The sequence below is a fragment of the Nocardia arizonensis genome, from assembly GCF_001310275.1.
Classification (GTDB): Bacteria; Actinomycetota; Actinomycetes; order Mycobacteriales; family Mycobacteriaceae; genus Nocardia; species Nocardia arizonensis.
This window is the reverse complement of sequence record NZ_LGYZ01000014.1, coordinates 24,623-46,937: the sequence shown is the minus strand read 5'-3', so window position 1 is coordinate 46,937 and position 22,315 is coordinate 24,623. Positions and strand designations below refer to the sequence as shown.

Genomic DNA, 22,315 nt, shown 5'->3' with positions numbered 1-22,315 from the left:
TGATCGATGTCTTATCGGTGACCGTGCTGTAGTTCGTAGACGTCGCGGTCGTGTTCGGTGATCTTGGCGTGGTCGAGAAGGTCGGGACTGAGACCGTGCTGTGTCAGGCGGAAGCGCCGCCAGACATAGCTCAGCGCAACGGTGAAGACGACCAGCGGGACGATCATCATCACGATCATCCCGATCTTCAGCGGCATCGGCCCCGGGAACAGCAGGACGAGGGCGAAGAACGGGATGACGGGTACGAGGAACCGGACGAGATAGCGTTCCATGGCCCCGTGTCCGACGAGGTCGTGGATGACCCACTCGTGCAGCTCCGGGGGAAGCGCGCGGCCGATATCGTAGGCGATCCGCTGACCGGTTGTGGGCTTTTTCATACATTCAGGCTATGCCTGTGTTATACGTCACCGCTAGTGCGTCGGCCTCATCCGCGCCCGTGCCTGCGTTCGTAGTCCAGCCGGTCGGCGTCGGCGCGGCGGCGTGAGTCGGCATCGGCCAGTTCGGGGTCGAGACCGTGCTGGATGAGCCGGTGCCGCCGGAACACGTACATCAGCGCGACGGTGAAATAGATGAGCGGAATGTAGAGCAGCGCCATCATCGCCAGACCCATCCACAACGGGCCCGGCAGCAGCAGGAACAGGCAAAGCACCGGAATGATCGGGATGAGGATGCGGCTCAGGTAGCGCCGCGTCGCCCCGGGGCCGGTGAGATCGGCCAACACCCAGTCCGACATCGAGGCGGGCAGTGTGCGGCCGCACAGATACCCGATGCGCTGGGCGAAGTTCGGTCCGGTCGCCGCGGTCATAACCGCACCCCGGGCTGCCGATCGAGCGAATCCGGGCCGCGGCTGTGGAATTCGGTGATCTGGCGGATCAGGTTGTCGGTGGTGTGGCGCACGGTGATCTTCACGAACGGTTCGATGGTCCGGCCGAGGGCGCGTCCGGCCAAACCGCCGGGCACCCGATAGTCGACGATCGCGTCGATCGTGCACAGGTCATCGCCCTCGACGTGGAACAGGAAGGTCGAGCAGACCTCGAACCCCTCGACGGAGGTGATCCCGATCGCGAAATCCTCCTCCCAGCGATTCACCCGCACCCGCGAACGCAGCGACGCCGGACCGAGTTTGATGTGGCCGTCGAAGGCCGCGCCGACGCCCTCGATCTGTTCGCCGACCGGAGTGAAGGATTGGACACCGTGCAGGAAGCGCGGCAGATTCCGGTAATCGTTGACGTACCGGAACGCGGATTCGGCCGAGGCCGCGCAGGCCGTCATTATCTTCACTTCGGTCATATCGTTACTTTAGCGTCTGACCAGCGCCGCGCCGCTCTCACGCGGTGACCGCCAGCGCCGCCGCCAACCCGAATGCGACCGCCATCACGGCGACCTCGAGCACGGCGCGGCGCAGCGAGTCCTCCGCGGCCATCCGGTGATCGGCCGCGCGCCGCACCCAGGTCCGCCGCCACCACCAGCCCAGTGCCAGCAACGCGACCAGCACCGCCGACTTGGCGAGCAGGATGCGCCCGTATCCGGTGCTCAGCACCGGACCGACGCCGCCGAGGCGCACCAGTCCGTTCACGATGCCGGTCACCGCGAGGCTCCCGATCAGCGGCAGCGCCACCGCCGAATACCGTGGCAGCGCCTGTGCCCACGCGCCGCGGGTGCGCACCACCAGCGCCAGTGCGAGTAGCAATCCGAACCAGGCGGCGGCCGCCAGGGCGTGCACCGCGGCCAGCACCGAACCGAGACTCTGCTGGGACATGTGCCCGGTGATCGGCCGCAGGGCCAGCGCCACCGCCGTGAACACCAACACCAGATCGGGGGAGGCGATGTCGGGACGGCGGTAGGCCAGTGCCGCGTAGCCGGTCACCGCGCCCGCGCCGATCAGAATGGCGATACCGATCTGGCCGCCGCTGATCGCGGTGAGGAAGGTGCCGAAATCGTCGGCGCCGAGCGCGCGCACGGACACGCCCGCCACATCGGCGGCCTCGAACAGCAGCAGCGTGAATTCGGCGCAGGTCCAGGTGCCCGCCAATGCGGCCAGCAGCCGCCACGGTGGATCCGCGCGCGGATACAGCCGTGGTAACGCCGCGAGTCCGAGCACCGTCGCGCCCGCGCAGTCCGCGAGCACTCGGATCAGCGCCGCGCCCGGGGCGGGTCCGGGCGCGGCCAGCGCCAGCGCCACGGCCACCCCGAGCAGGCAGGCCGGGATGACCGGCAGCAGTGTCCGCGCGTATCCGCCACCGGCCGCCCCACCGCGCACGCCGAATCCCTTATCTCTTGTTCCGCGCCCGGCCGCCGTACAGTGCGACGGCCAGACCGCCGCCGAACAGGACGACGCCGCCGAATACGAACACCCACAGCGGCACGCCGTCGTCGTCGGTGTCAGCGCCCTTGGCATCCGGTCTCGGACCCGGCGTGCCGTTACCCGGCTTGCTCAGGGTGAAGGTGCGGGTGCCGCTGACCGGATGCCCGTCGGCCGAGGTGACCCGATAGGCGATGGTGTAGACACCGACCGGACCGAGTTCGCCGACCTCGACGCCGACGGTGCCGCCGTCGACCGCAGGCTGCCCCTTCGACCACAGATTGCCATCCGGGCCGACCACCGTCAGCGACGGGAAACTCGTCTGGAGCGCTTCGTTGAAGGTGACGCTCACCCTGGCCGGTCCCGCGTCGACGGTGCTGCCGTCGGCGGGCACACTCGAGATCGGCACCGAATGCGCCGCTGCCGGACCGGCCACGACCGAACTCACGCCGAGCAGTGCGAGTCCGGCGAGCAGGACCGCGAACACGCGGTCGATCATGAGCGCCGTCCGCGGAGCACGGCGCCGGCGCCGAGGGCGACGGCGAACACTCCGAGCGCGAGACCGGCGCCGCCGAGCCAGCGGGCGGTGTCGTCGGTGGACTTCCTGGCTGCGGCTTCGGTGTGTTCGTCGCCGACCGAATGCGCGCCGCGCTCGCCGTCGGCGGCCGCGGCGAGGGCGAGGGTGGGGGCCGGATGTTCCGGTTCCGCGCCGTCGGGTCCAACGGGCTGATCCCACGCGACCGTCTTGCCGTCGCTGTAGGTCTGCACGGCCGCGAAACTCAAGGTCTGCTGTTCGGGCAGCGGTCCGACCGAGAGCACGAAACGCTGGAACTGTCCGGGCGCGATACCGGGCGTGCCGGGATCGGCGGTCCAGGTGACCGCGACGGCCTCGGACTTGTCATTGCGGTCGACCTTGGCGTTCCACCCCGGAATGGGTTCGGTGCGAGCGCTTTTCAGTTTCGGCAGCGCCACGGTGAGCGCGGTGGTCGACGCGGTCACCGATTCGGTCGGCACCCGGAAGGTGACCACCGAATAACCGCCTTGCCGTGCGCCGGGCGCGTCCGCGGTGACGTGTGCGGCGGCGGTGCCGCCGCCGAGCAGTACCGCGCCGATGGCGGCGGTCGCCGCGGTGCAGGCGCGCAGAACTGGAATTCTCATGATGAAGGGCTTCTCTCCGATGAGGACGGTGCGGATGTGGTGCGGGCTACTGCGGGAACAGCGGTGGCGCACGCGGGCCGGTCGCATCCCTCGGAGACGGGCGGTAGGCGGCGGTACCCGGATCGGCGGGTCCGACGAACGTGGGGATCGGGCACGCCACCGGATTCGTGGTCGCGGCCCGGATGGCGGTGGTGACGAGGTCGTAGAGGCGCTGCGCCAGCAGGGCGAGGCCGCCGCAGACCACGGTCGCGACCGCGTGCGCGAGCAGCATCCAGCCGCCGGGCAGTACGGAGGTGGCGCCGGGCGACGGGGTGTGCGCATGTCCGACCAGACCCGACAGCGCGACATGCGCGGTGAGCTGTCCGGCGCCGAGTACGCCGAAGACCGCCGTGCGGTTCGCGGGTAACGCGGCGACCAGCGCGCCCGCGAGCATCGCGACGAGCAGCACCAGCGCGCCGTCGGCGGAATCGGGGACGCCGCCGCCCGCCGCGCCGTGCGCGGCGATGGCCAGTGCGGCCACCGACGCGCCGATGGCACCGCCGCGCGGGGCGGCGGTGTCGGCTACTGTGCGCGGCGCGGCGGTCACGGCGTCGTTCAGTTCACGCCGAGGCGGGCCAGGACGTCGGCTTCGATACCGGACAGTTCGTCGGAGATGGAGGTGTGCACGGCCCGGCGGCGCGGGGCGGGCATCTGCTCGGCGGTACGGACCGCTGCCGTCAGTCCGGCCAGCCGCTCTTCGATGGATGCGACGAACTTCTGGTTCTCCGATTTTCCGCCGGAGATCTTGTCAAGGGCCGCTTCGACATTGACGATGCGCGCCTGGAGTTTGCCGCCGTGGCCCGCGAAATCGCCGAGTTGTTCGACGCCGACGCCGAGCCGCTGCGCGCGCCGGGTGTCGAGCCTGCCGCGCAGCAGGGTCGCGCCGCGGTAGGCCAGCGGTGCGAGCACCGGGACGAGAACCCGCGCGACACCGAGGTACTTGCGCACCTGCGCGGCACTGAACGGATCGCGTTCGGCGCGCGCGGCCACCTTCAGCGCCGCCTTCTCCTCGGCCTGATAGGCGGCGATCTGCGCCTTGGCCACTTTGCGCTGGGTGCGGGCCTGCTCGCGCTGGGCCTTGCGATCGTTCTTCGCGCCGAGCTTGGCCTCCATACCGGCCTTGTGCTTGAGGGCTTTCGCCTCGGCCCGGCGGCTCGGTCGCCGCTTGCGCTTCGTGAACAACCCCATCGAAGGCCCTCCGTCATGCTGGTTCGCCATGGCGGCTACGACGCCGGGGAACGCCCGTCCGCCCATGTCACACGGTTTGTCGTAACACTATCGGGTCCGCGCCCTGGGTTGCGAGGGGGTAAGTGATGCGCGTATCGGGTCCGTCGGCGGGTCATGCGGTGCGCGGACGTGTCGGAGGCTGGGACCATACTGCGTATGTGAATTCGGGCATCGGCGACCGCGGGGGTCGCGTGGACGACGGCGCGGCCGGCGAGCGGGCCGCACGCGATTTCGCTGGTCGGCGCCTCGAAGGCGGCGCGGGCGGCGGATCGGTGGCCTTCATCGACGCACGCGCGCTCATCGGGTGCAGGCATCGCCTGCACCTCACCGCCACTCACCCGCATCTGCTCACCGGCGTGGTCGAGGACGCCGGAGTGCGTCAGCGCCGCGAGGCGGCGGGCGAGCATCGGCGCCGGGTGCGCGACGCGCTGGTCGGCGCCGATCCCGAGGGCTGGATCGTGATAGATCCCACACTGCGCGCCACCGAGCGCGCCGAGTCGACGATGCGCGCCTGCGCCGCGGGCACCCACAACATCTGGGGCGGGCTGCTGCCGCAGGAGCCCGACACCGGGCGCCGCGGCGGCTCCGAAATCCTGCTGCGCGACCGTGACCGCGGTGGGTTCATCCCGATCATCGTCGTCAACCACAAGGTCAGCGATCCGCGCAAACCCGAGCCCGCCGACTTCCATCCCACCACCAGCGATCCGTATCACTGGAATCCGCAACCGGATCCGCATCACAAGCTGCGCCAGCAGCCGCGCGATCTGCAACGGCTGGCGCATCTGTACCGAATGCTGCAACGGCACGGGCTTGCCAGTTCGGCGCTGCTCGGCGGCGTCATCGGCTACCAGTTCGGCCGCGAGGAGGAATCCGGCCGCGATGATCTCGCGGCCGGGGGCCGCCCGGCGGTGCGCGTGGGCGGCGGCGCCGAGGCGGGCCGCTACGATCCCGACCGCATCCTCGTGCACGATCTCGGCCCGGTGCTCGCCGACTACGATCTGCGCTACGCCGACCGAATCGCGGTGGCGCGCAACGAATTGCCGACCACCCCGTCCAAGGTGCCCGAATGCCGCCAGTGCCCGTGGTGGCAGCGCGGGGTCGACGAGGGCGCGGGCTGCGAACGCTGGCTCGTCGAACACCGCGACGTGAGCCTGGTCGCTCCCGGTTCGCGCGCGGAGGTGCTGCGCGGCCACGGCGTGCAGACCATCGACGATCTGGCCGCCTGGGCGGGTCCGGATCCGGAGGATTGGCAACACGGCCCGTTCGATGAGGCGGTGGTCACCGCGCGGGCCTGGCTCGCGGGCGCGTCGCTGGTGCGCCGGGCCGACCGGGTGACGGTGCGCCGGGCCGACGTCGAGGTCGACGTCGATCTGGAGAGCTATCAGGAATATGGCGCATACCTCTGGGGCACCCTGCTCGACGGGGTGTACCGGCCCTTCTTCACCTGGGACCCGCTGCCCACCGAGGACGAGGGCCGCTCCTTCGGCGAATTCTGGACCTGGCTGATGACGGTGCGCGCCGAGGCCGTCGCGACGGGCAGGAGCTTCGCCGCCTACTGCTATTCGCGCACCGCCGAGGACAAATGGCTCTACGAGTCCGCGCGCCGGTTCGCGGGCCGTCCCGGCGTGCCCACCGTCGAACAGGTGCGCGCCTTCGTGGACGGACCGGAGTGGGTCGACATGTTCCAGGCCGTCTCGGAACAGTTCATCTGCCCGAACGGCAAGGGGCTCAAGAAGATCGCGCCCGTGGCCGGATTCGCCTGGCGCGATCCCGAGGCGGGCGGCGAGGCGTCGATGAGCTGGTATCGCCGCGCGGTCGGCTACGACGACGGTGTGATCGACCTGTCCCAGCGCATCCGGTTGCTCGAGTACAACGAGGACGATGTGCGCGCGACCTCGGCGCTGCGGGAGTGGATGCGCCCCCGCGTACCCACCGAACACTGCGCCGATCGCGAGGTGCCTGGCCTCGCCGATTTCCACGCGGGGGTCTGACCAGGCCGGTCCTGCTTCGGCGGTGACGGCGCGGCGGTACCATCGCGACCGTGACAGAGCACGTCGAACAACTCGAGTTCCAGGCCGAGACCCATCAGCTGCTCGAACTGATGATCCACTCGGTCTACTCCAACAAAGACACGTTCCTGCGGGAGCTGATCTCGAACGCTTCCGACGCACTGGACAAGCTGCGGCTGGAGTCCTTCAAGGACAAGGACCTGCACGTCGACACCTCCGACCTACACATCGAGCTCGAGGTCGACAAGGACGCGCGGACGCTGACCGTCCGGGACAACGGCATCGGCATGTCCCGCGCCGAGGTGGTCGATCTCATCGGCACGCTGGCCAAGTCGGGCACCGCCGAGCTGCGCAAGAAACTCAACGAAGCCAAGTCCGAGGCGGCCGCGGAGGAGCTGATCGGCCAGTTCGGCATCGGCTTCTACTCGACCTTCATGGTCGCCGACAAGGTCGCGCTGACCACCCGCAAGGCGGGGGAATCCGAGGGCACCCGCTGGGAGTCCGAGGGCCAGTCGACCTACACCATCGAGACCCTGTCCGACGCCCCGCAGGGTACCGCGGTCACCCTGCACCTCAAGCCGGTCGACGAAGACGACCACCTTTTCGACTACACCCTGGAGTGGAAGCTCCGCGAGATCGTCAAGAAGTACTCCGACTTCATCGCCTGGCCGGTGCGCATGCGGGTCGAGCGGACCGTCACCGAGGGGGAGGGGGAGGACAAGACCGAGAAGACGATCATCGAGGACCAGACCCTCAACTCCATGAAGGCGTTGTGGACCCGCCCGAGGAGCGAGGTCTCCGACGAGGAGTACAAGGAGTTCTACAAGCACGTCGGCCACGGTTGGGACGATCCGCTCGAGATCATCCCGCTCAAGGCCGAGGGCACGTTCGAATACCAGGCGCTGCTGTTCATCCCGTCGCACGCGCCGTTCGACCTGTTCACCCGCGAGCACAAGCGCGGCGTGCAGCTCTACGTCAAGCGGGTGTTCATCATGGACAACTGCGAGGAGTTGATGCCGGAGTACCTGCGTTTCGTCAAGGGTGTGGTTGACGCCCAGGACCTGTCGCTCAACGTCTCGCGCGAGATCCTCCAGCAGGACCGCCAGATCCAGATGATTCGCAAGCGCCTGGTCCGCAAGGTGCTGTCCACGGTCAAGGATCTCCAAGGCGCCGAGGATCAGACCAAGTACCAGACCTTCTGGAAGGAATTCGGGCGCGTCCTGAAGGAGGGTCTGCTGTCCGATTTCGACAATCGCGAGACCCTGTTGCAGGTGTCGTCGTTCTCCTCGACCCATTCCGACTCCGAGCTCACGACCCTGGCGCAGTACGTCGAGCGCATGGCCGATGGCCAGGAGGCGATCTACTACATGACCGGCGAGAGCCGTCAGCAGATCGAATCCTCGCCGCATATCGAGGCTTTCAAGGCCAAGGGCCGCGAGGTGCTCATCCTCACCGATCCGGTGGACGAGATGTGGGTCGGTTCGGTGACCGAATTCGACGGCAAGTCCTTCCAGTCCATCGCCAAGGGCGAGGTCGATCTGGAGACCGAGGAGGAGAAGAAGGCCTCCGAGGCGCTGCGCGAGCAGCAGGACAAGGACTTCGCCGACGTGCTGACCTGGCTGGGCAAGACGCTCGACGAGAACGTCAAGGAGGTGCGCCTGACCAACCGGCTCACCACCTCGCCCGCTTGCCTTGTCGGCGATGTCTACGATTTCACGCCCATGCTCGAGCGCATGTATCGAGCCTCGGGCCAGATGGTGCCCGAGAGCAAGCGGATTCTGGAGCTGAATCCCACGCATCCGCTGGTCACCGGTCTGCGCGACGCCTACTTCACGCGCAAGGACGACGCCGACGCGGGCAAGGTGCCGGAGCTGACCGAGACCGCTGAACTCCTCTACGGCACCGCGGTGCTGGCCGAGGGCGGTGAGCTGAAGGATCCGGCGCGGTTCGCGCACATCCTCACCGACCGGCTGACCCGCACGCTGTAGGCTGCCCGATCGGAGGCCGCCGCGGCGGCGGCCTCCGATTCGGTGGCGTTCGGGCCCAGCGCTTTTCGCCCGACTCGCTGATTCGCGACCTGGTCGCGCGAGTAGCCTGATCCGGTCGAAAGGATCGTTCACCGAATGTCCGCTCATCCCTTCGCGGCGCCCGAACCATGGGATCTGGTCGCCGACGGCTACGCCGAATTCGCGTCCGCGATCATGCGGCCGTTCTCCTCGCACGCGCTAGAGGTGGCCGGACCGGGATCGGACGCGCATATCGTCGACGTGGCGGCGGGCAGCGGCGTGCTGAGCCTGCTGGCGGCCCCTCAGGTCGCCTCGGTGCACGCCATCGATATCTCCGAGCGCATGCTGACGCGGCTGCGCTCGGCCGCGGCGAGCGCGGATATCGGCAATATCGTGACCGAATGCGGTGACGGACAGGCGCTTCCGTATCGGTCCGATCGGTTCGACGTGGGTTTCTCCATGTTCGGCCTGATGTTCTTCCGCGATCGCAACGCCGGCTTCGCCGAACTGTTTCGGGTACTGCGGCCCGGCGGCCTGGCGGTGGTGTCGAGTTGGGCGCCGATACTGGAATCGCCGCTGATGATGACCATGTTCGCGGCCAATGCCGCGGCCGATCCCCATATGCGGGAACCGCGGCCGGACTTCCTCGGTCTGGAGAATCCCGAGGTCTTCGCGAGTGAGATGCGCGCGGCGGGATTCGCGGGGGTCACCATTCAGCGCCACAGCGCGTCGATCGCCTTCGACAGCGCCGAGGAAATGTGGGAGGCGATGGTGCTCGGCAGCGCCTCGATGCGGTGGCTGCGACGCAACGACGGCGAGCGGAGGTGGGCCGAGCGCGCCGCGGCCGTGCGGGCCTATCTGGAATCGCACTACCGCCCCGGCATCGCGCTGTCGACCACCGCGCTGTTCGGTATCGGTCACAAGCCGGTGCGATAACCCCGAACCGATGCGGAAACGAGGAAGCTCCCCGGCCCGAATCGGGCGGGGAGCTTCCCATGACGCGGAGACTACCGCGGCGCCATGCGCAGCGCGCCGTCCATGCGGATGGTCTCACCGTTGAGGTAGTCGTGTTCGACGATGTACTGCGAAAGCTGCGCGTACTCGTCGGGGCGGCCGAGACGCGACGGGAAGGGCACGCCCGCCTCGAGGCCCTTGCGGTACTCCTCGGTGACACCGGCCAGCATCGGGGTGTCGATGATGCCGGGGGCGATCGTATTGACGCGGATGCCGAACTGCGCCAGGTCACGCGCCGCGGGCACGGTCATGCCGTGTACGCCGCCCTTGGAGGCGGAGTAGGCGATCTGGCCGATCTGACCCTCGAACGCGGCGACCGAGGCCGTGTTGATGATCACACCGCGCTGACCGTACTCGTCGACCGCCTCGGTCTTGGAGATGGCGTCGGCGGCCAGGCGCATGACGTTGAAGGTGCCGAGCAGGTTGACCGTGATGACGGTGCGGAACAGTTCGAGGTCGTGCGGGCCGTTCTTGGACAGGATGCGTCCGGCCCAGCCGACGCCCGCGCAGTTGACGACGATGCGCAGCGGCGCGCCGGATTCGACGACCTTCGCCACGGCAGCCGACACCTCGTCGTTGCTGGTGACATCGGCGGGGATCAGCGTGACACCCGCGGGCACATTGTCGCCCGCACGCTCGATGGATTGCGGTACGTCCAGGCCGAAGACGGTGGCGCCGAGTTCGGCGAATCGCTTGGCGGTGGCGGCGCCGAGGCCGGACGCGCCTCCGGTGACAATGGCGGCGGTACCCGAAATCTCCACGATGGTCCTCTCGTTCGTGACAGCCAGTTGGCCTATCGTCAATTGCACCCTAATGGGTAGGCCGGGCGAGAACGAGTACGGTTGGCTCACACTTCGGGCCGCGGCGGCGGAGACGTGCGCGGGTATCCGGCCCTGGAATCGTCCGCGGTGCGGTGGCATTCTTGACCACCGAACGGCCAGACGACCCGGAGCCATCGAATGACCGAACTTGCAGGCGTCACCCGCCAACTGCCGCGCGGGCGTCACGGCCTGCCCCGGGAGCAGGTGATCGCCTCGCAGCGGGAACGCATTCTGCGGGCGATGGCCGACGCCATGGCGGAGAAGGGTTATGTCGGCACCTCGGTCGCGGCGGTACTCAAACGGGCGGGAGTGTCCCGGGAGACCTTCTACGAACAGTTCCGTTCCAAGGAGGACTGTTTCGAGGCCGCCTTCGAACGCGCCGTGGCGGGCGTGATCGACCGGCTCGCGGACGCATCGGACATGGACGCGCCGCGGCCGGGTTCGCCCGCCGACTCCGACCGCATGGACCGCGTCCTGCACGCCTACCTCGAGGCGCTGGCCGCCGAACCGGCCTACGCGCGGCTGTTCCTGGTCGAGGTGTACGCCGCGGGCGCCAAGGCCGTGGCCAAGCGCGCTGCGTTGCAGGAATCCTTCGTGAGCATGATCGCCGAGGTGCTCGACGCCCGCACCGAGGCACAGCGCTTCGCCTGTCAGGCGCTGGCGGCCGGGGTGAGCGCCCTGGTCACCGCGAAGATCGCCGCCGACGACATGGACGGGCTGCGCGAACTGAGGGCGCCGCTGCTGCAACTGGTTCTGCGCTCGGGCGATCTATACGGCGAGGCCATGCGCACGCCCTGATTCTGATTCAGGCCCGTGGCCCGCCTGCCTCGTGCCGGATGCGGTCGGACGGCTCGGCCGATTCGGCGGCCGCCGCCGCGAGTGCCCGCCGCCGCGCGAGCAGCAGTCCCGCCGCCACCGCCGGGACGATCACCGCGATACCCGCGCATGCCACCGCGCCAACATCGGGCAGCGCCGCCGTGAGCAGGGTGGTCGCGCCGAAGTAGAGGAACAGCAGACCCGCGCAGACGCCGATCACGCGTTCGGGCAGATGCTTGCCGACCAGGATGCCCGCGCCGATGGCCAGCGCGTCCGCGGCGACCATGCCGATGGTCGAGCCGATCCACACGCCGAACCAGCTGTTGTCGGTGGCCAGCGCCGCGGTCGCGAACATGGTGCGGTCGCCGAGTTCGGCCAGCAGGAAGGCGGAGAGGACCACGAAGTAGGGCGCGCGTCCCGAGCGCGGGGCGGGAGGTCGGGCCTTGGATTCCGCCGGACCGAAGTGTTCGCGCAGGCTCCAGAGGCCGACGGCGAGGAAGGTCAGCGCGGCGACCAGTGCGATGGCGCGCGCGGGCAACGCCGCGCCGAGGAAGTATCCGACGCCGACGGAGATGACGTGGACGGCGGCGGTAGCGGTGGCGATAGCCCCGAGCACAACCCACCAGCGGTAGCGCAGCGCGAACGTCAGTGCCATCAGCTGGGACTTGTCGCCCAGTTCGGCGAGAAAGACGATGCCGACGCTGAGCAATATCGTGGCGACCATGTGTGCGGCTCCCCGGATCCTCGGCCTGCCTGCCGGAATACGAGCACGCCTCCGGCCGACAACGCGAACTTGTCAGGCCGAAGGTCTCGCCCACCGAATCGAGTCCGGTTCACACAACCGGACCCGCGACCCCGACGGGGTGCGCGGATCAGTATGTCGATTGTGTGATTGGGGGCTACTCCCCTTCGCTGCTACCGACTGTACCCGCGGCGAGGTGGTCCTGACAACCGGGTGCAATCCAAATCGCCGCGCGCACAATAAGTTTGGAGATCCAATCGCAGAACTTCGGGTACCCTTACGCGGCCAGCAGCATAGCCAGAACCGCGGTGTCGGGATCACTGATCGGATCGAGTCCGACCCGGCTGACCAGCGAGGTCACCGTACCGTCGGATTCCGCTTCGGCCCACGCCGCGCGGTGTTCCAGACCCAGATGCGGCACGCCGGGCAGCAGCACGCAGCCCGATGCCGCCCCCGCGCATTCGGGCAGCGACGGTCGCGTCTGCGACGGCGGATGCAGCATCAGCAGAGCGGGCGGCACGTGATCGGCGAACCGACCCGGGCTCAGCGCCTGCTCGCCGAGTACCGTGCCCTCGGCCATGACCATGCCGACGGTGCCGGGCATGGGTTCGTCGGGCAGCTCCTCGCGGACGCCGAAAACGGTCGAGGTGGTCAGCAGACCGGGCAGCGTCGCCACCCGTACCGCGAGCACCAGAACCTGCGCCCATTCCTTGGTGGTGTCCGGCCAGCGGCCGGAGATGACGAAGCCTCTCAGTGACCCGCTCGCGTGGAACGGCGTGATGCCGATGGGTTCGTTTGCACGCATGATGCCTCCCGTCATGGAACCGGGGGCGGCTTTGCCCGTCCTCGAACTGTGGAATCCGACAATGACCCAGGTGTCACCTGGCACACAAGTACCAGAGAGTGCCGGCCATGTCGGTGGCCCGATACGCGGGACCCCCGCCGCACGGTGTGCGCGGCGGGGGTCCGGGTGCGAATGGGGCGGGATCAGCCGAAGATGAGGCCCTTGCCCTGGCTGACAGCGCGGGCGAAACGCTCCTGCACGTCCTCCCAGTTGACGACGTTCCAGAACGCTGTCACATAGTCGGCCTTGACGTTCTTGTACTGGAGGTAGAACGCGTGCTCCCACATGTCGACCTGGAGCAGCGGGATGATGCCGAGCGGCACGTTGGCCTGCTGATCGTAGAGCTGGAAGGTCAGCAACTTCTGGCCGAGGGTGTCGTAGCCGAGAACGGCCCAGCCCGAACCCTGCAGGCCGTTGGCGGCCGCGGTGAACTGCGCGCGGAACTTGTCGAACGAACCGAACTGGTCGTCTATGGCGGCGGCGAGCTCGCCGACCGGCTTGTCACCGCCGTTGGGGGACAGGTTCTTCCACCAGATCGAGTGGTTGACGTGACCGCCGAGGTGGAAGGCGAGATTCTTCTCGAACAGGAAGATGGCGCCGTGATCGCCTGCCTCGCGAGCCGCTTCCAGCTTCTCGAGGGCGGTGTTCACGCCCGCGACATAGGCGGCATGGTGCTTGGAATGATGAATCTCGTTGATCTGCCCGGAGATATGGGGCTCCAGGGCGCTGTAGTCGTAATCCAGATCTGGCAGCGTGTACTCAGCCACGATGTCCCTTCCTAATGTCGGGCCGGATGCGCCCGGACTCTCGCGCGCACCCCAGCCATCATTCGTACACCCGCAGGGTCCAACCCGGTCCGAAGCCCCCGCTATTCCGGCTGCCCCCGCGGGCCGACCCGTCTGATGGCGAACTTCGTCTCTCGTCGTACCCGCGCGCATTCGATCGAACCATGTCCCACCGCCGCGAGCCAGTGGGCGGACGGACTTCAGAGCGGCGGCACGATGCCGGGGCGGATGGTTCGCGGATCGGCCGCGGCGTGCGCCGCCCACCACCGCGCCCCGCCCGCGATGAACTCGGCGATCGGGACTTCGCGACCGTCGGCGTCGTGGATGCTCATGCCGTCGAACCACACACGCACGTCGAGCTCGCGCGGGTCGATGCCCTCTTCTTGGGAGAACTCGATGACGTGCGGGCAGATGTGGTTGTCGATGGCGGTGTCGAAGCTGAGCAATTCGCTCCACAGCGTCCAGCCGCTGTCGTCGAGGTCGACGAACTCCCAGCCGTGCAGCCTGCCGCCGCCGAAACTGCGGATGGCCTCGGCGAGTCCATCGAGTTGCAGTGGCAGCACCCGGGGTTCGGTATCGTCCCAGCGCTGTTCGCGCAGGGATGCGGCGACGCGTCCGACTCCGGTGAAGGTCAATCCGACCCGGTGATCGTTGATCGTCCGCCCGTCGGCGGTCAATGTCAGCACCTCGAGGTCGAGTCGCAGTGTGCGGGCCGCGGCGTCGACTTGGACGCCGAGGCATTTCGCCTCCGCCAGCGCGGTATCGAGTCCGGTTGTGTCCAATCCGTCGACAAGCCCCCTGCTCGCGTTCATGCGACCAGGCTACCGACCCCCCACGCGGGAACCGCGTATTTCACTTTTCGGTGGTGTTCGCCGAATTTCGATGGAACCGAATCGGTGCGAGCGGCGTCCAAGTTGTTGTCGGAACCAAATCGGGCACCGGTTCCGCCGTGGCGGCGAATGACCGCTCCGGGATGTCAGGAGGGGAGTTCCGGAACGGTCGTTCGCAACGCTTCGCGTTCGCGGCGGGACGGGCTGGGGCGTGGTGTTCGCCGGTGTTCGCCAGTGTTGTCGGGTCGTTGTCGGGTCGTTGTCGATCGTTCTGCTCGACCGTCGAGCCACGCGGCTTTGTCCCGGGAAGGACCACAAGCTGTGGATCAGTTTGTGGATTATGTGGATAACTCGCATCGACAACGGGGTATCGAGCGGGAAATGCCGCAAATAACAAACTCTAAGTTTGAAATTCCCCCGATGTCCCGACAGGGTCCGCGCCGGACCGGTACTCCCCCGTATCGCGGCGGTCGTGGCAGGATCGAATCGTGACAAGCTCCGAGATCGCGTCGATTCCGGCCAGGGACGTGCCCGGCGAATTCGACCGGACCGGCCCCGCGGGTGTGCGGGCGATCCTGCTCGACGTCCGCGAGGACGACGAATGGGAGCTCGGACACGCACCGGGCGCGATCCACATCCCGATGGTCGACGTGCCCGCGCGGATCGACGAACTCGACTACGACATCGACCTGTATGTCGTCTGCCGACAGGGCGGCCGGTCCGTCGAAGTGGTCAGATATCTGGCACATGTCGGATTCGAGCCGATCAACGTGAGCGACGGGATGGTGGCCTGGCAGCGGGCCGGACGGCCGCTGATCGCCGACGGCGGCAGGCAGGCGAAGATCTACTGACGAGGACGAGGTGCGCCGATCGAATCGACGCACACCGGTCGCCGTCGCTGAGGAGGCAGCCATGAGTACGGTCGTGCAGCCGTGTGCGCGCTGCGGCGCGCGCTGGGGGGTGCAGGGCGCCCCGATGCACTGGTGCCCGCGCTGCCGCGGCGTCCTGCTCTCGCCCGGACCGATCGACGGCCCGCCCGAGCGCCGCAACTACCGGTGGGTGGCGCGGCGACCCGATCACCGCAACCGCCCCGCGCACAGCGCCTCGGTCGCGTCTCCTACCCGGACCCCCGCCTACGACCACATGCCGACCTGGGGTCTGGCCGATCGCCCCCCCGCCCCGGCGGCGCCGCGCCCGCGCCGTTTCGCGGGCTTCGGCGCGCGTGTGCACACCCTGCTGATCCTCACCGCGACGATGTTCGGGCTCGCCGGACTCAGTGAACTGCTGCGCTACGGAATCCTGCTGCGCAACCGCACCCGCCTGATCGACCCGTGGCTGTTGCGACTGTCCGACGCCCTCGTCACCGCCTCGAGCACCTTGGCGATGGCCGCGGGCTTCGCCGCCGCCATCGCAGCGGTGGTGTGGCTGATCGACACCCGCGCCGCCGCCTACGCGCGGGCGGGGCACCGTGATCCGCGCGCGCCGCGCACCCTCGCGCTCGGCAGTCTGATTCCGGTAATCAACTTGCTCTGGCCCGGCGTGTTCCTCACCGAGCTGGCGCGCACCGCCGCCGATCCGCGCGCCCTGCGCGCGGTGCGGATCTGGTGGTGCGCCTGGCTGGCGGGCGGGGCGCTGGTCGCGGCGGCGCTGCTGTGGCGGACCGCGGATTCCTTGCAGGCCAAGGCCGACGGCGTCCTGTTCACTGCGTTCACCGATATCTGGGCCGCGACGCTGGCCGTGCTGACCTTGTGGGTGCTGCGCTACCTCGATGGCCGGAATCTGCTCGGCGGCACGCGGACCGAGCGCCGGTGGGTGGTCGCCGCCGAACCGGTGGCGCCGGTCATCGAACCGGTCCATCCCGGTCACGTGGCGGACGAAGCCGCCGCGGGGGAGGAAGAGTCGACGGCCCGGACTGCGGCGGCCCGGACTGCGGCGGCCCGAAATGCGGCGACCGAGGACATCGCCGAAGATCGGGATACCGGCAACGCCGTGGATCGTAAGCACGAGGAGGTTATGGCCAAGTGAGCCAGGGCAGTCGCGCGCCGTTCGTGGTCGCGCACCGGGGAGCCTCGGCGGCGCGCCCCGAGCACACGCTCGCCGCGTACGAACTGGCGCTCGAGGAGGGCGCCGACGGTGTGGAATGCGATGTACGGCTCACCCGGGACGGACATCTGGTCTGCGTACACGACCGCACGGTCGACCGCACCTCCTCCGGTTCCGGCCTGGTCAGCGAGATGACCCTCGACGAGCTTCGCGAACTCGACTTCGGTGGCGACGGTGAGCCGGCCTCGGTGCTGACGCTGAGCGAATTGATCGGCCTGGTGCTGGACTGGCGCAGCAGACCGACCAAACTGTTCATCGAGACCAAACATCCGGTGCGCTACGGCGCGCTGGTGGAGAACAAACTGCTGGCCGAACTCCAGCGGTTCGGCATCGCGGCCCCGGCTTCGGCCGACCACTCGCGCGCGGTCGTGATGTCCTTCGCCGCCACCGCGGTCTGGCGCATCCGCCGCGCCGCGCCCCTGCTCCCGACCGTCCTGCTCGGCGAGTCCTCGCGTTACCTGGGCGGTAGCGCGGCGACCACGGTGGGCGCGACGGCCGTCGGCCCCTCGGTGACGACCTTGCGCGATCATCCCGATCTGGTCGACAAGGCCGCCGCGGCGGGCCGTGCCACCTACTGCTGGACCGTCGACGATCCCGGCGACGTGCGGTTGTGCGCCGATCTCGGGGTCAGTTGGGTCGCCACCAATCACCCCGGACGCACCAAAGCGCTGCTCGGCTAGTGCGGGGTAGTAGTTTGACCATCCGTGGGAAAGAGCAAGCGCAACACTCCGAAGCCCGGAGGGAACCGGGCGCAGCGGCTGGCCGAGCGCAAGGCCGCGCAAGAGCAGGCGGCGCAGACGGTCACACGTCCGTTCGAAGGTCTGGCGGCCGAGTGCGATCTGGTCGCCCTTCGTGAATTCGTGCCGTCGGCGACGGCGACGCTGAAACTGTCGCCGGATGTGGCCGCCGAGCGTTCGGTGGTGCTCGCCACGGTACTGCCGGGTGCGGTGGCGGCACTGGTGCGCGCGGGCGATCAGCCGACCGGATTCGTCGGTGTGCAGGTGCAGGCGCAGAGCGCGGATCCGTCGGCCGATATCGCCGCGGCGATCCTGTGGACGCAGTCGGCCGAACCCGGTGACTCGCTGAGCGAGGTATCCACCGTCGAGGGCGGTCCCGGGCTTGCCGATGTCATCGATCCCGGCGCTGATCTGGAACTCACCGTGCATCAGGATTTCGACTGGTGGGTGCCCGAGGGCGTGCAGCCCGATCCGCAGGTCGCGTTGACCATCGAGCAGGCCAAGCAGGCGATCATGCCTTCGGCGCGGTTGGATCTCGGGCCGGACGCGATCGGTGCGGCCTGGTGGGTCGGTGCAGGCGAGAAGGCGCATATCCGCTGGGTGCGGCCGGAGAACGAGGACGATCTGATGTTGGCCCTGGCGCGGTTGCACGCGTCTGGCGGTCTGCATCTGGGGGAGGGTTCGCGGTTCGCGGGCTCGTTCCGCACGCACGGGCTGCTGGTTCCGGTCTTCGATCTCGATCCCGAGCGGCACGCTGACGAGTGGGTGGACGCGGCGAAGGAATTCGGCGCCCGGCTGGCTGCCGCGGTGGCCGTGGACGCGCCGCTGACCTCGGAGGAGCGTCGTTCGCGCGACGGTCTGCGTTCCCGCCAGGTCACTCTGCGCTGAATCCGGGTCCTGACCGGGCGCGCTGAATTCCCGGGCAGTAATTTTGTGAAAAACGCTCCTTTCTAAACTTTGCTCGGTTAGGTTCTCCCCATCACCGAAAGATGGTGACGGTGCGGGAGACCACACCGATCAGATGAGGAAAGTAGGACACCATGGAACTGCTTGTCGCGCTGCTCACGTCGCTGCTCAGCTCGCTGAGTGCCTCGTAGGAACCGGCCTTACGCAATTCGATCCCGTGGTCGTTAGCGCACACTGCGACCACCACTGAGACCAGTGAAAGGCCCAGCCCGTCGCGACGGGCTGGGCCTTCGCCGGATGCTTCGACGCCCATATCTCGATCGAATAAATACCGCACGATCACGGCGTAATTGCCTTTTCTTTCACCGGCCTGCCCGCGAGAAACAATTCTCGCGCGCTCACCGCGTGAGCAGATCCTCGGGAATCTGCTGATCCGAGGCAAGCGCCTCGAAGAACCGGCCCGCCTTGGCCTTGTCCCACAGCAGGACGTTGCCGCTGTCGGTGTCGTCGAATCCCCCGATGGGCACGGTCGTGGTGACGCTCTCGCCGCGCAGTGACCAGCCGAGTCGGCCCAGGTCCCACAGGTGATCACCCTCGTCGACCTTCAGCGAGCCGACCGTATCGGAGGCCAGCGGCCACAACCGCAGCGGATTGGCGAGGGTCGCGCCGCTGGTGGCTTTCCGCAACAGCGCCGACATGAAGAGGCGCTGATTGTTCATGCGGTCGATATCGGCCAGTGCGGTGGCGCGGCTGCGCACGAATCCCAGGGCGGTCGGGCCGTCCATCTTCTGACAACCCTCCGGGATATTGATGCCCGCGAGCGGATCATCGATCGCCTTGGGGACGCAGACATCGATACCGCCGAGCGCGTCGACGATGCCTGCGAATCCGGCGAAGCCGACCTGCGCGTAGTGATCGATGTGCAGACCGGTCGCGATCTCCACGGTCTGCACCAGCAATTGCGGGCCGCCGATGGCGAAGGCCGCGTTCAATTTGTCCTTGCCATTGCCCGGGATGGACACATAGGAATCGCGCGGCAGGCTGACCAGAGTCGTCTTCCCCGATTTCGGAATGTGCACCAGCATGATGGTGTCGGTGCGCTCTGGGCCTACCTCGCCGCCGGTCGCGAGTTCACGTTCCTGCTCCTCGGACAATCCGCCGCGGCCGTCCGAGCCGACCAGCAGCCAGTTGGTGCCCGGGGTGTCGCCGACCCGATTCGCGTAGCTCGTCAGCGCGTCGATGCGGGTCAGTTTGCCGTCCAGATGGAAAACGGCGCCGACCACCGCGAGGATCAGAACCAACAGAATGATCAGGAACCAGCGGAACGGATGGCGTTTGCGGCGCCGGCGCGGCGGCTCGGGGGCGCGGGCGCCGCGCCGCCCGCCGGGCGGGCCCGCAGGCGGCGGGTCCTCGCGATACGGCTGCGGGAGCTGGGTCGGCGCGTGCCGACCCGCGGCGTGCCGATCATCGCGACGTTCGGGTGTGTGAGTCCGCTGCTGGGCGCGCGGCGGCGGGGCGTGACGCACACCCGGCTCGGGCGGGCGCTGGGAATAGGCAAGTGGCGGAGCGTGCTCCTCGTCACGTCGCATGACCTTGGTCGGCTCAACCTGCCGTGGCGCCTGACCGCGATCGGGCGGCGGGCGATGCGCGTCGGGACGCTGCCGCGGGTCGGGATGCTGCCGCTGCTCCCGCGGCGGGCGCTGCTCGCTGTGTGGGCGCGGCGGCGGGCGGCGCGGATCGCCGTGCTGTCCCGGGGGTGGCGGCGGCACCCGGCGCCTTGGGGCGTTGAACTGGGGGTCGTCGCCGTTCATCGTTCCGACTCTACTGATCGTTGGTTGCTGCGGATGGTCGCGTCGCGCGGGGTTGCGTACCCGCGCTCCCTCCGTAGATCACCCTCGCGCCGACTGCCGTTACGGCAACCAGGAAACGTGACCTCGTAGCAACGTATAGCCGATGTAGGCGACCGCATCGATGGTCGCATGCGCGAGCACCAGCGGCCATAGGCGCGTGGTCCGCTGCCAGTATCGGCCGAAGATCAAGCCCATCACCAGATTTCCCAGCCCGCCGCCGAGCCCCTGGTAGAGGTGGTAGCTGCCGCGCAGCAGGGCCGAGGCCAGTAGGGCCGAATCGCGCGACCAGCCGAGTGCGCGCAGCCGGGTCAGCAGGTACGCGACCACGATCACCTCTTCGGCGAAGGCGTTCGCGCAGGCCGACATGACCAGCGCGGGCAGACGCCACCAGTGCTCGCCCAATGAACTCGGCACGATGGTCACACTGAATCCGAGCGCGTGCGCCACCAGGTACAGGCCGAGTCCGGGCAGGCCGATGACCGCCGCGAGCGCGAGCCCCGGCGGCACATCCGAGCGCAACCGAATGCGGGCCAATCCGACCAGCCGCGGGCCGATACCGCTGCGCCACAGCAGGTACAGGCCCAGCGCCGACCAGGCCGCGAGGCGCGCCACCCCGAGCAACTGGTACAGCAGGTCGATCAGCGATTGGGTGGACCGTGAGGCGTTGAGCGCCACGGTCTTTCCGCCGACGCCGCCCGGGGACAGCGCACTGTCCACCAGTGTCAGCGCGGCGCCGACACCGCTCAATCCGAAGGTGACGGTCAACACGATCATGATCTCGACCTTGATCGCGAATCGCTGTCGCGCCGAATCGGCGCTGTCCCATCCGCTGTCCGAGCCGTCGCCCGATTCCGCACACATGGGCACGAATCTATTGCCGCTACCGCGTCATCGGGCGTCGGGGCGCGAGGTCAGCGACGAATTCTCCACGGGACGCAATTCCGCGGCCGCCTCGCCCATCTCGTTGCGGTACCAGGCTTCCCGGCGGCGCCGCTGTATCCGGTCGACCACGCCGTCCACGCCCGGGATCAACCGCCGAGCCGTCTCCGCGGTCAGGATGAACGGGAATTGCAGTAGCGGATGCAACACCCACGGGAATCGGCGCGGCATTCGGTGGCGGGCCTAGGTGCCCGGCGGCAGCCAGAATCCCGTGTAGCCGATCTGGACGCGGTAATTGATCTCGTCGCGAATCCGCTTGCGCAGGCCGCTGCCCGGAGTCGGTTCGAAGGCGGGCAGATACGGACACATGACTCAGTTCTCGGACGACGATCAGATCCGCCGGAGCCCGTTGAGGAACGGGCAACCCGCCAGCGTCCGCACCGCGCGGCCGAGCGCGTCGACATCGTCGGCGGGGGCGCTGAACGGTAGGCGGAAATCGTGGTCGGCATCGGCGGTCTCGACCCGAAGCGTGATGCCGAAGCGGTCGATGGACAGCGGATACACCGCGCCGCGCCGCAACGCGGCGGGCAGGTGACGGGCGAGTTGGGCGATGACATCGCCGTGGTCGGCGTCCATGTGTTGCAGCCATGCCGACTCCAGCGTGCAGAACGGGTCGGGCCGGGCGAGGCGCAGTTCGTCGACGCATACCGCTTCGGCGCCGGTCGCGTCGGCCATGACGGCCGAGCCGAGCACCAGGCGCAGCAGGGTCGCGGTGTGGCCGATGTCGAGCAGGGCCGCGTGCGGGTGATCCTTGGCCACCTCGGCCGCCAGCGCGCGCTGTGCCGGAGCGGGCACCGCCCGGACCACGCCGCGAAGCCAGACGAGCGCGCGCACCGGTTCGCGCAGCGGCAGCGGTGCGTGATCGGTGAGTTCGAGCACCGCGGCCGCGCCGCCGGGTCCGCCGCGGGCGACGAGCGCCGCGGCCGCCGAATCCGACGGGACGGCGATCACCACATCACCGCATTGGCGCAGGTGGTGGACCGAGGTCTGGGTGGGGTCGATGCCGGGCAGTGCCAGCACCGCCTGCTCGGCGCGGGCGCACGCGTTGCGCACTCGCTCGGCGGTGGTCGGTGTGGCGGTCGAGTTCGGCATGCGGACCTCCGATTGTGAAGGCAATAAAATTAGGTAAACCTAAGCTAAGTCACGCGGCGTAGAACCGCAAGCGTCCGGCGCAAGCGGTCCGGGAC

At 68.6% G+C, this 22,315-nt stretch carries 27 protein-coding genes; 8 read left to right on the top strand and 19 right to left on the bottom strand.

Translation table 11 applies throughout. From position 1 onward, the window contains the following. Nucleotides 1–11 precede the first annotated feature (11 nt). From APZ21_RS02815 to APZ21_RS02780, 8 genes are read right to left on the bottom strand one after another with little or no spacing between them, the layout of a single operon-like run. Nucleotides 12–377 carry a DUF5313 family protein gene (locus tag APZ21_RS02815; protein WP_054811615.1) on the bottom strand — a complete coding sequence of 122 codons (366 nt, stop codon included), beginning with the start codon at nucleotides 375–377 and terminating at the stop codon, nucleotides 12–14. 47 nt (nucleotides 378–424) lie between these two features. Continuing rightward, nucleotides 425–805, bottom strand: coding sequence for a DUF5313 family protein (locus APZ21_RS02810; RefSeq protein ID WP_054811614.1), 381 nt, complete (start codon nucleotides 803–805; stop codon nucleotides 425–427). Continuing rightward, a complete protein-coding gene (locus tag APZ21_RS02805; protein WP_054811613.1) occupies nucleotides 802–1,290 on the bottom strand; it encodes an SRPBCC family protein in 489 nt (162 codons plus the stop codon). The genes APZ21_RS02810 and APZ21_RS02805 overlap by 4 nt, the downstream gene beginning before the upstream one ends. A 37-nt stretch (nucleotides 1,291–1,327) precedes the next feature. Beyond that, complete coding sequence (locus tag APZ21_RS02800; protein ID WP_174553626.1) at nucleotides 1,328–2,260, bottom strand: CopD family protein; 933 nt, start codon at nucleotides 2,258–2,260, stop codon at nucleotides 1,328–1,330. 10 nt (nucleotides 2,261–2,270) lie between these two features. Next, nucleotides 2,271–2,801: a copper resistance CopC family protein gene (locus APZ21_RS02795; RefSeq protein ID WP_054811612.1), complete on the bottom strand. Its 531-nt coding sequence runs from the start codon at nucleotides 2,799–2,801 to the stop codon at nucleotides 2,271–2,273. Further along, complete coding sequence (locus APZ21_RS02790) at nucleotides 2,798–3,460, bottom strand: YcnI family copper-binding membrane protein (protein WP_054811645.1); 663 nt, start codon at nucleotides 3,458–3,460, stop codon at nucleotides 2,798–2,800. The genes APZ21_RS02795 and APZ21_RS02790 overlap by 4 nt, the downstream gene beginning before the upstream one ends. A 46-nt stretch (nucleotides 3,461–3,506) precedes the next feature. Further along, nucleotides 3,507–4,046: a hypothetical protein gene (locus APZ21_RS02785; protein ID WP_054811611.1), complete on the bottom strand. Its 540-nt coding sequence runs from the start codon at nucleotides 4,044–4,046 to the stop codon at nucleotides 3,507–3,509. Between the two features lie 8 nt (nucleotides 4,047–4,054). Further along, nucleotides 4,055–4,687: a DUF6474 family protein gene (locus APZ21_RS02780; RefSeq protein ID WP_054811610.1), complete on the bottom strand. Its 633-nt coding sequence runs from the start codon at nucleotides 4,685–4,687 to the stop codon at nucleotides 4,055–4,057. A gap of 311 nt (nucleotides 4,688–4,998) precedes the next feature. On the opposite strand from APZ21_RS02780, the gene APZ21_RS02775 reads away from it, so the two are divergent. The 3 genes from APZ21_RS02775 (at nucleotide 4,999) to APZ21_RS02765 (ending at nucleotide 9,677) form a co-directional block, all read left to right on the top strand. After that, the gene (locus APZ21_RS02775; protein WP_063125163.1) at nucleotides 4,999–6,717 is read left to right on the top strand and encodes a TM0106 family RecB-like putative nuclease; all 1,719 of its coding nucleotides are present in this window, start codon (nucleotides 4,999–5,001) and stop codon (nucleotides 6,715–6,717) included. A gap of 50 nt (nucleotides 6,718–6,767) precedes the next feature. Further along, nucleotides 6,768–8,723, top strand: coding sequence for a molecular chaperone HtpG (gene htpG, locus APZ21_RS02770; RefSeq protein WP_054811608.1), 1,956 nt, complete (start codon nucleotides 6,768–6,770; stop codon nucleotides 8,721–8,723). Between the two features lie 135 nt (nucleotides 8,724–8,858). Further along, complete coding sequence (locus APZ21_RS02765) at nucleotides 8,859–9,677, top strand: class I SAM-dependent methyltransferase (protein ID WP_054811607.1); 819 nt, start codon at nucleotides 8,859–8,861, stop codon at nucleotides 9,675–9,677. Nucleotides 9,678–9,748: 71 nt separating this feature from the next. On the opposite strand, the gene APZ21_RS02760 is transcribed toward APZ21_RS02765, so the two are convergent. Continuing rightward, nucleotides 9,749–10,516: an SDR family NAD(P)-dependent oxidoreductase gene (locus APZ21_RS02760; protein ID WP_054811644.1), complete on the bottom strand. Its 768-nt coding sequence runs from the start codon at nucleotides 10,514–10,516 to the stop codon at nucleotides 9,749–9,751. A gap of 198 nt (nucleotides 10,517–10,714) precedes the next feature. Between APZ21_RS02760 and APZ21_RS02755 the strand changes: the two genes are divergently transcribed. After that, complete coding sequence (locus APZ21_RS02755) at nucleotides 10,715–11,374, top strand: TetR/AcrR family transcriptional regulator (protein WP_054811606.1); 660 nt, start codon at nucleotides 10,715–10,717, stop codon at nucleotides 11,372–11,374. A 7-nt stretch (nucleotides 11,375–11,381) separates the two neighbouring features. On the opposite strand, the gene APZ21_RS02750 is transcribed toward APZ21_RS02755, so the two are convergent. The 4 genes from APZ21_RS02750 to APZ21_RS02735 all read right to left on the bottom strand — a co-directional run bounded on the left by APZ21_RS02750 (nucleotide 11,382) and on the right by APZ21_RS02735 (nucleotide 14,575). Continuing rightward, the gene (locus APZ21_RS02750) at nucleotides 11,382–12,116 is read right to left on the bottom strand and encodes a TMEM165/GDT1 family protein (protein WP_054811605.1); all 735 of its coding nucleotides are present in this window, start codon (nucleotides 12,114–12,116) and stop codon (nucleotides 11,382–11,384) included. Nucleotides 12,117–12,411: 295 nt separating this feature from the next. Then, nucleotides 12,412–12,939, bottom strand: coding sequence for a hypothetical protein (locus tag APZ21_RS02745; RefSeq protein ID WP_054811643.1), 528 nt, complete (start codon nucleotides 12,937–12,939; stop codon nucleotides 12,412–12,414). Between the two features lie 182 nt (nucleotides 12,940–13,121). Next, entirely contained in the window at nucleotides 13,122–13,745 is a 624-nt protein-coding gene (locus APZ21_RS02740) for a superoxide dismutase (RefSeq protein WP_054811604.1), read from the bottom strand. Nucleotides 13,746–13,963: 218 nt separating this feature from the next. Then, complete coding sequence (locus APZ21_RS02735) at nucleotides 13,964–14,575, bottom strand: hypothetical protein (RefSeq protein WP_054811603.1); 612 nt, start codon at nucleotides 14,573–14,575, stop codon at nucleotides 13,964–13,966. Between the two features lie 506 nt (nucleotides 14,576–15,081). On the opposite strand from APZ21_RS02735, the gene APZ21_RS02730 reads away from it, so the two are divergent. From APZ21_RS02730 to APZ21_RS02715, 4 genes are all read left to right on the top strand, one after another. Continuing rightward, complete coding sequence (locus APZ21_RS02730) at nucleotides 15,082–15,444, top strand: rhodanese-like domain-containing protein (RefSeq protein ID WP_082392775.1); 363 nt, start codon at nucleotides 15,082–15,084, stop codon at nucleotides 15,442–15,444. 61 nt (nucleotides 15,445–15,505) lie between these two features. Further along, entirely contained in the window at nucleotides 15,506–16,618 is a 1,113-nt protein-coding gene (locus APZ21_RS02725; RefSeq protein WP_054811602.1) for a DUF4328 domain-containing protein, read from the top strand. Further along, nucleotides 16,615–17,376: a glycerophosphodiester phosphodiesterase gene (locus tag APZ21_RS02720; protein WP_054811601.1), complete on the top strand. Its 762-nt coding sequence runs from the start codon at nucleotides 16,615–16,617 to the stop codon at nucleotides 17,374–17,376. Before APZ21_RS02725 ends, APZ21_RS02720 begins: the two co-directional genes overlap by 4 nt. A 24-nt stretch (nucleotides 17,377–17,400) precedes the next feature. Continuing rightward, complete coding sequence (locus APZ21_RS02715) at nucleotides 17,401–18,321, top strand: DUF5926 family protein (protein WP_054811600.1); 921 nt, start codon at nucleotides 17,401–17,403, stop codon at nucleotides 18,319–18,321. Between the two features lie 91 nt (nucleotides 18,322–18,412). On the opposite strand, the gene APZ21_RS02710 is transcribed toward APZ21_RS02715, so the two are convergent. The 6 genes from APZ21_RS02710 to APZ21_RS02690 all read right to left on the bottom strand — a co-directional run bounded on the left by APZ21_RS02710 (nucleotide 18,413) and on the right by APZ21_RS02690 (nucleotide 22,220). Beyond that, a complete protein-coding gene (locus APZ21_RS02710) occupies nucleotides 18,413–18,682 on the bottom strand; it encodes a hypothetical protein (RefSeq protein WP_169812096.1) in 270 nt (89 codons plus the stop codon). A 55-nt stretch (nucleotides 18,683–18,737) separates the two neighbouring features. Beyond that, nucleotides 18,738–20,150 carry an LCP family protein gene (locus tag APZ21_RS02705; protein ID WP_082392774.1) on the bottom strand — a complete coding sequence of 471 codons (1,413 nt, stop codon included), beginning with the start codon at nucleotides 20,148–20,150 and terminating at the stop codon, nucleotides 18,738–18,740. Nucleotides 20,151–20,249: 99 nt separating this feature from the next. Then, nucleotides 20,250–21,050, bottom strand: a complete 801-nt coding sequence (locus tag APZ21_RS02700) for a CPBP family intramembrane glutamic endopeptidase (RefSeq protein WP_054811597.1) — start codon at nucleotides 21,048–21,050, stop codon at nucleotides 20,250–20,252. Nucleotides 21,051–21,077: 27 nt separating this feature from the next. After that, nucleotides 21,078–21,299, bottom strand: a complete 222-nt coding sequence (locus APZ21_RS02695; RefSeq protein WP_054811596.1) for a hypothetical protein — start codon at nucleotides 21,297–21,299, stop codon at nucleotides 21,078–21,080. 12 nt (nucleotides 21,300–21,311) lie between these two features. Next, entirely contained in the window at nucleotides 21,312–21,437 is a 126-nt protein-coding gene (locus tag APZ21_RS35950; protein ID WP_275426174.1) for a hypothetical protein, read from the bottom strand. A gap of 21 nt (nucleotides 21,438–21,458) precedes the next feature. Then, entirely contained in the window at nucleotides 21,459–22,220 is a 762-nt protein-coding gene (locus APZ21_RS02690) for a DUF2470 domain-containing protein (RefSeq protein WP_054811595.1), read from the bottom strand. Nucleotides 22,221–22,315 lie beyond the last annotated feature (95 nt).

What these genes read in the sequence shown, in the direction of transcription:
- APZ21_RS02815 (WP_054811615.1), bottom strand. Translation starts at nt 377, where the DNA reads ATGAAAAAGCCCACAACCGGTCAGCGGATCGCCTACGATATCGGCCGC.
- APZ21_RS02810 (WP_054811614.1), bottom strand. Translation starts at nt 805, where the DNA reads ATGACCGCGGCGACCGGACCGAACTTCGCCCAGCGCATCGGGTATCTG.
- APZ21_RS02805 (WP_054811613.1), bottom strand. Translation starts at nt 1,290, where the DNA reads ATGACCGAAGTGAAGATAATGACGGCCTGCGCGGCCTCGGCCGAATCC.
- APZ21_RS02795 (WP_054811612.1), bottom strand. Translation starts at nt 2,801, where the DNA reads ATGATCGACCGCGTGTTCGCGGTCCTGCTCGCCGGACTCGCACTGCTC.
- APZ21_RS02790 (WP_054811645.1), bottom strand. Translation starts at nt 3,460, where the DNA reads ATGAGAATTCCAGTTCTGCGCGCCTGCACCGCGGCGACCGCCGCCATC.
- APZ21_RS02780 (WP_054811610.1), bottom strand. Translation starts at nt 4,687, where the DNA reads ATGGGGTTGTTCACGAAGCGCAAGCGGCGACCGAGCCGCCGGGCCGAG.
- APZ21_RS02765 (WP_054811607.1), top strand. Translation starts at nt 8,859, where the DNA reads ATGTCCGCTCATCCCTTCGCGGCGCCCGAACCATGGGATCTGGTCGCC.
- APZ21_RS02755 (WP_054811606.1), top strand. Translation starts at nt 10,715, where the DNA reads ATGACCGAACTTGCAGGCGTCACCCGCCAACTGCCGCGCGGGCGTCAC.
- APZ21_RS02750 (WP_054811605.1), bottom strand. Translation starts at nt 12,116, where the DNA reads ATGGTCGCCACGATATTGCTCAGCGTCGGCATCGTCTTTCTCGCCGAA.
- APZ21_RS02745 (WP_054811643.1), bottom strand. Translation starts at nt 12,939, where the DNA reads ATGCGTGCAAACGAACCCATCGGCATCACGCCGTTCCACGCGAGCGGG.
- APZ21_RS02735 (WP_054811603.1), bottom strand. Translation starts at nt 14,575, where the DNA reads ATGAACGCGAGCAGGGGGCTTGTCGACGGATTGGACACAACCGGACTC.
- APZ21_RS02725 (WP_054811602.1), top strand. Translation starts at nt 15,506, where the DNA reads ATGAGTACGGTCGTGCAGCCGTGTGCGCGCTGCGGCGCGCGCTGGGGG.
- APZ21_RS02705 (WP_082392774.1), bottom strand. Translation starts at nt 20,150, where the DNA reads ATGAACGGCGACGACCCCCAGTTCAACGCCCCAAGGCGCCGGGTGCCG.
- APZ21_RS02700 (WP_054811597.1), bottom strand. Translation starts at nt 21,050, where the DNA reads ATGTGTGCGGAATCGGGCGACGGCTCGGACAGCGGATGGGACAGCGCC.
- APZ21_RS02695 (WP_054811596.1), bottom strand. Translation starts at nt 21,299, where the DNA reads ATGCCGCGCCGATTCCCGTGGGTGTTGCATCCGCTACTGCAATTCCCG.
- APZ21_RS35950 (WP_275426174.1), bottom strand. Translation starts at nt 21,437, where the DNA reads ATGTGTCCGTATCTGCCCGCCTTCGAACCGACTCCGGGCAGCGGCCTG.
- APZ21_RS02690 (WP_054811595.1), bottom strand. Translation starts at nt 22,220, where the DNA reads ATGCCGAACTCGACCGCCACACCGACCACCGCCGAGCGAGTGCGCAAC.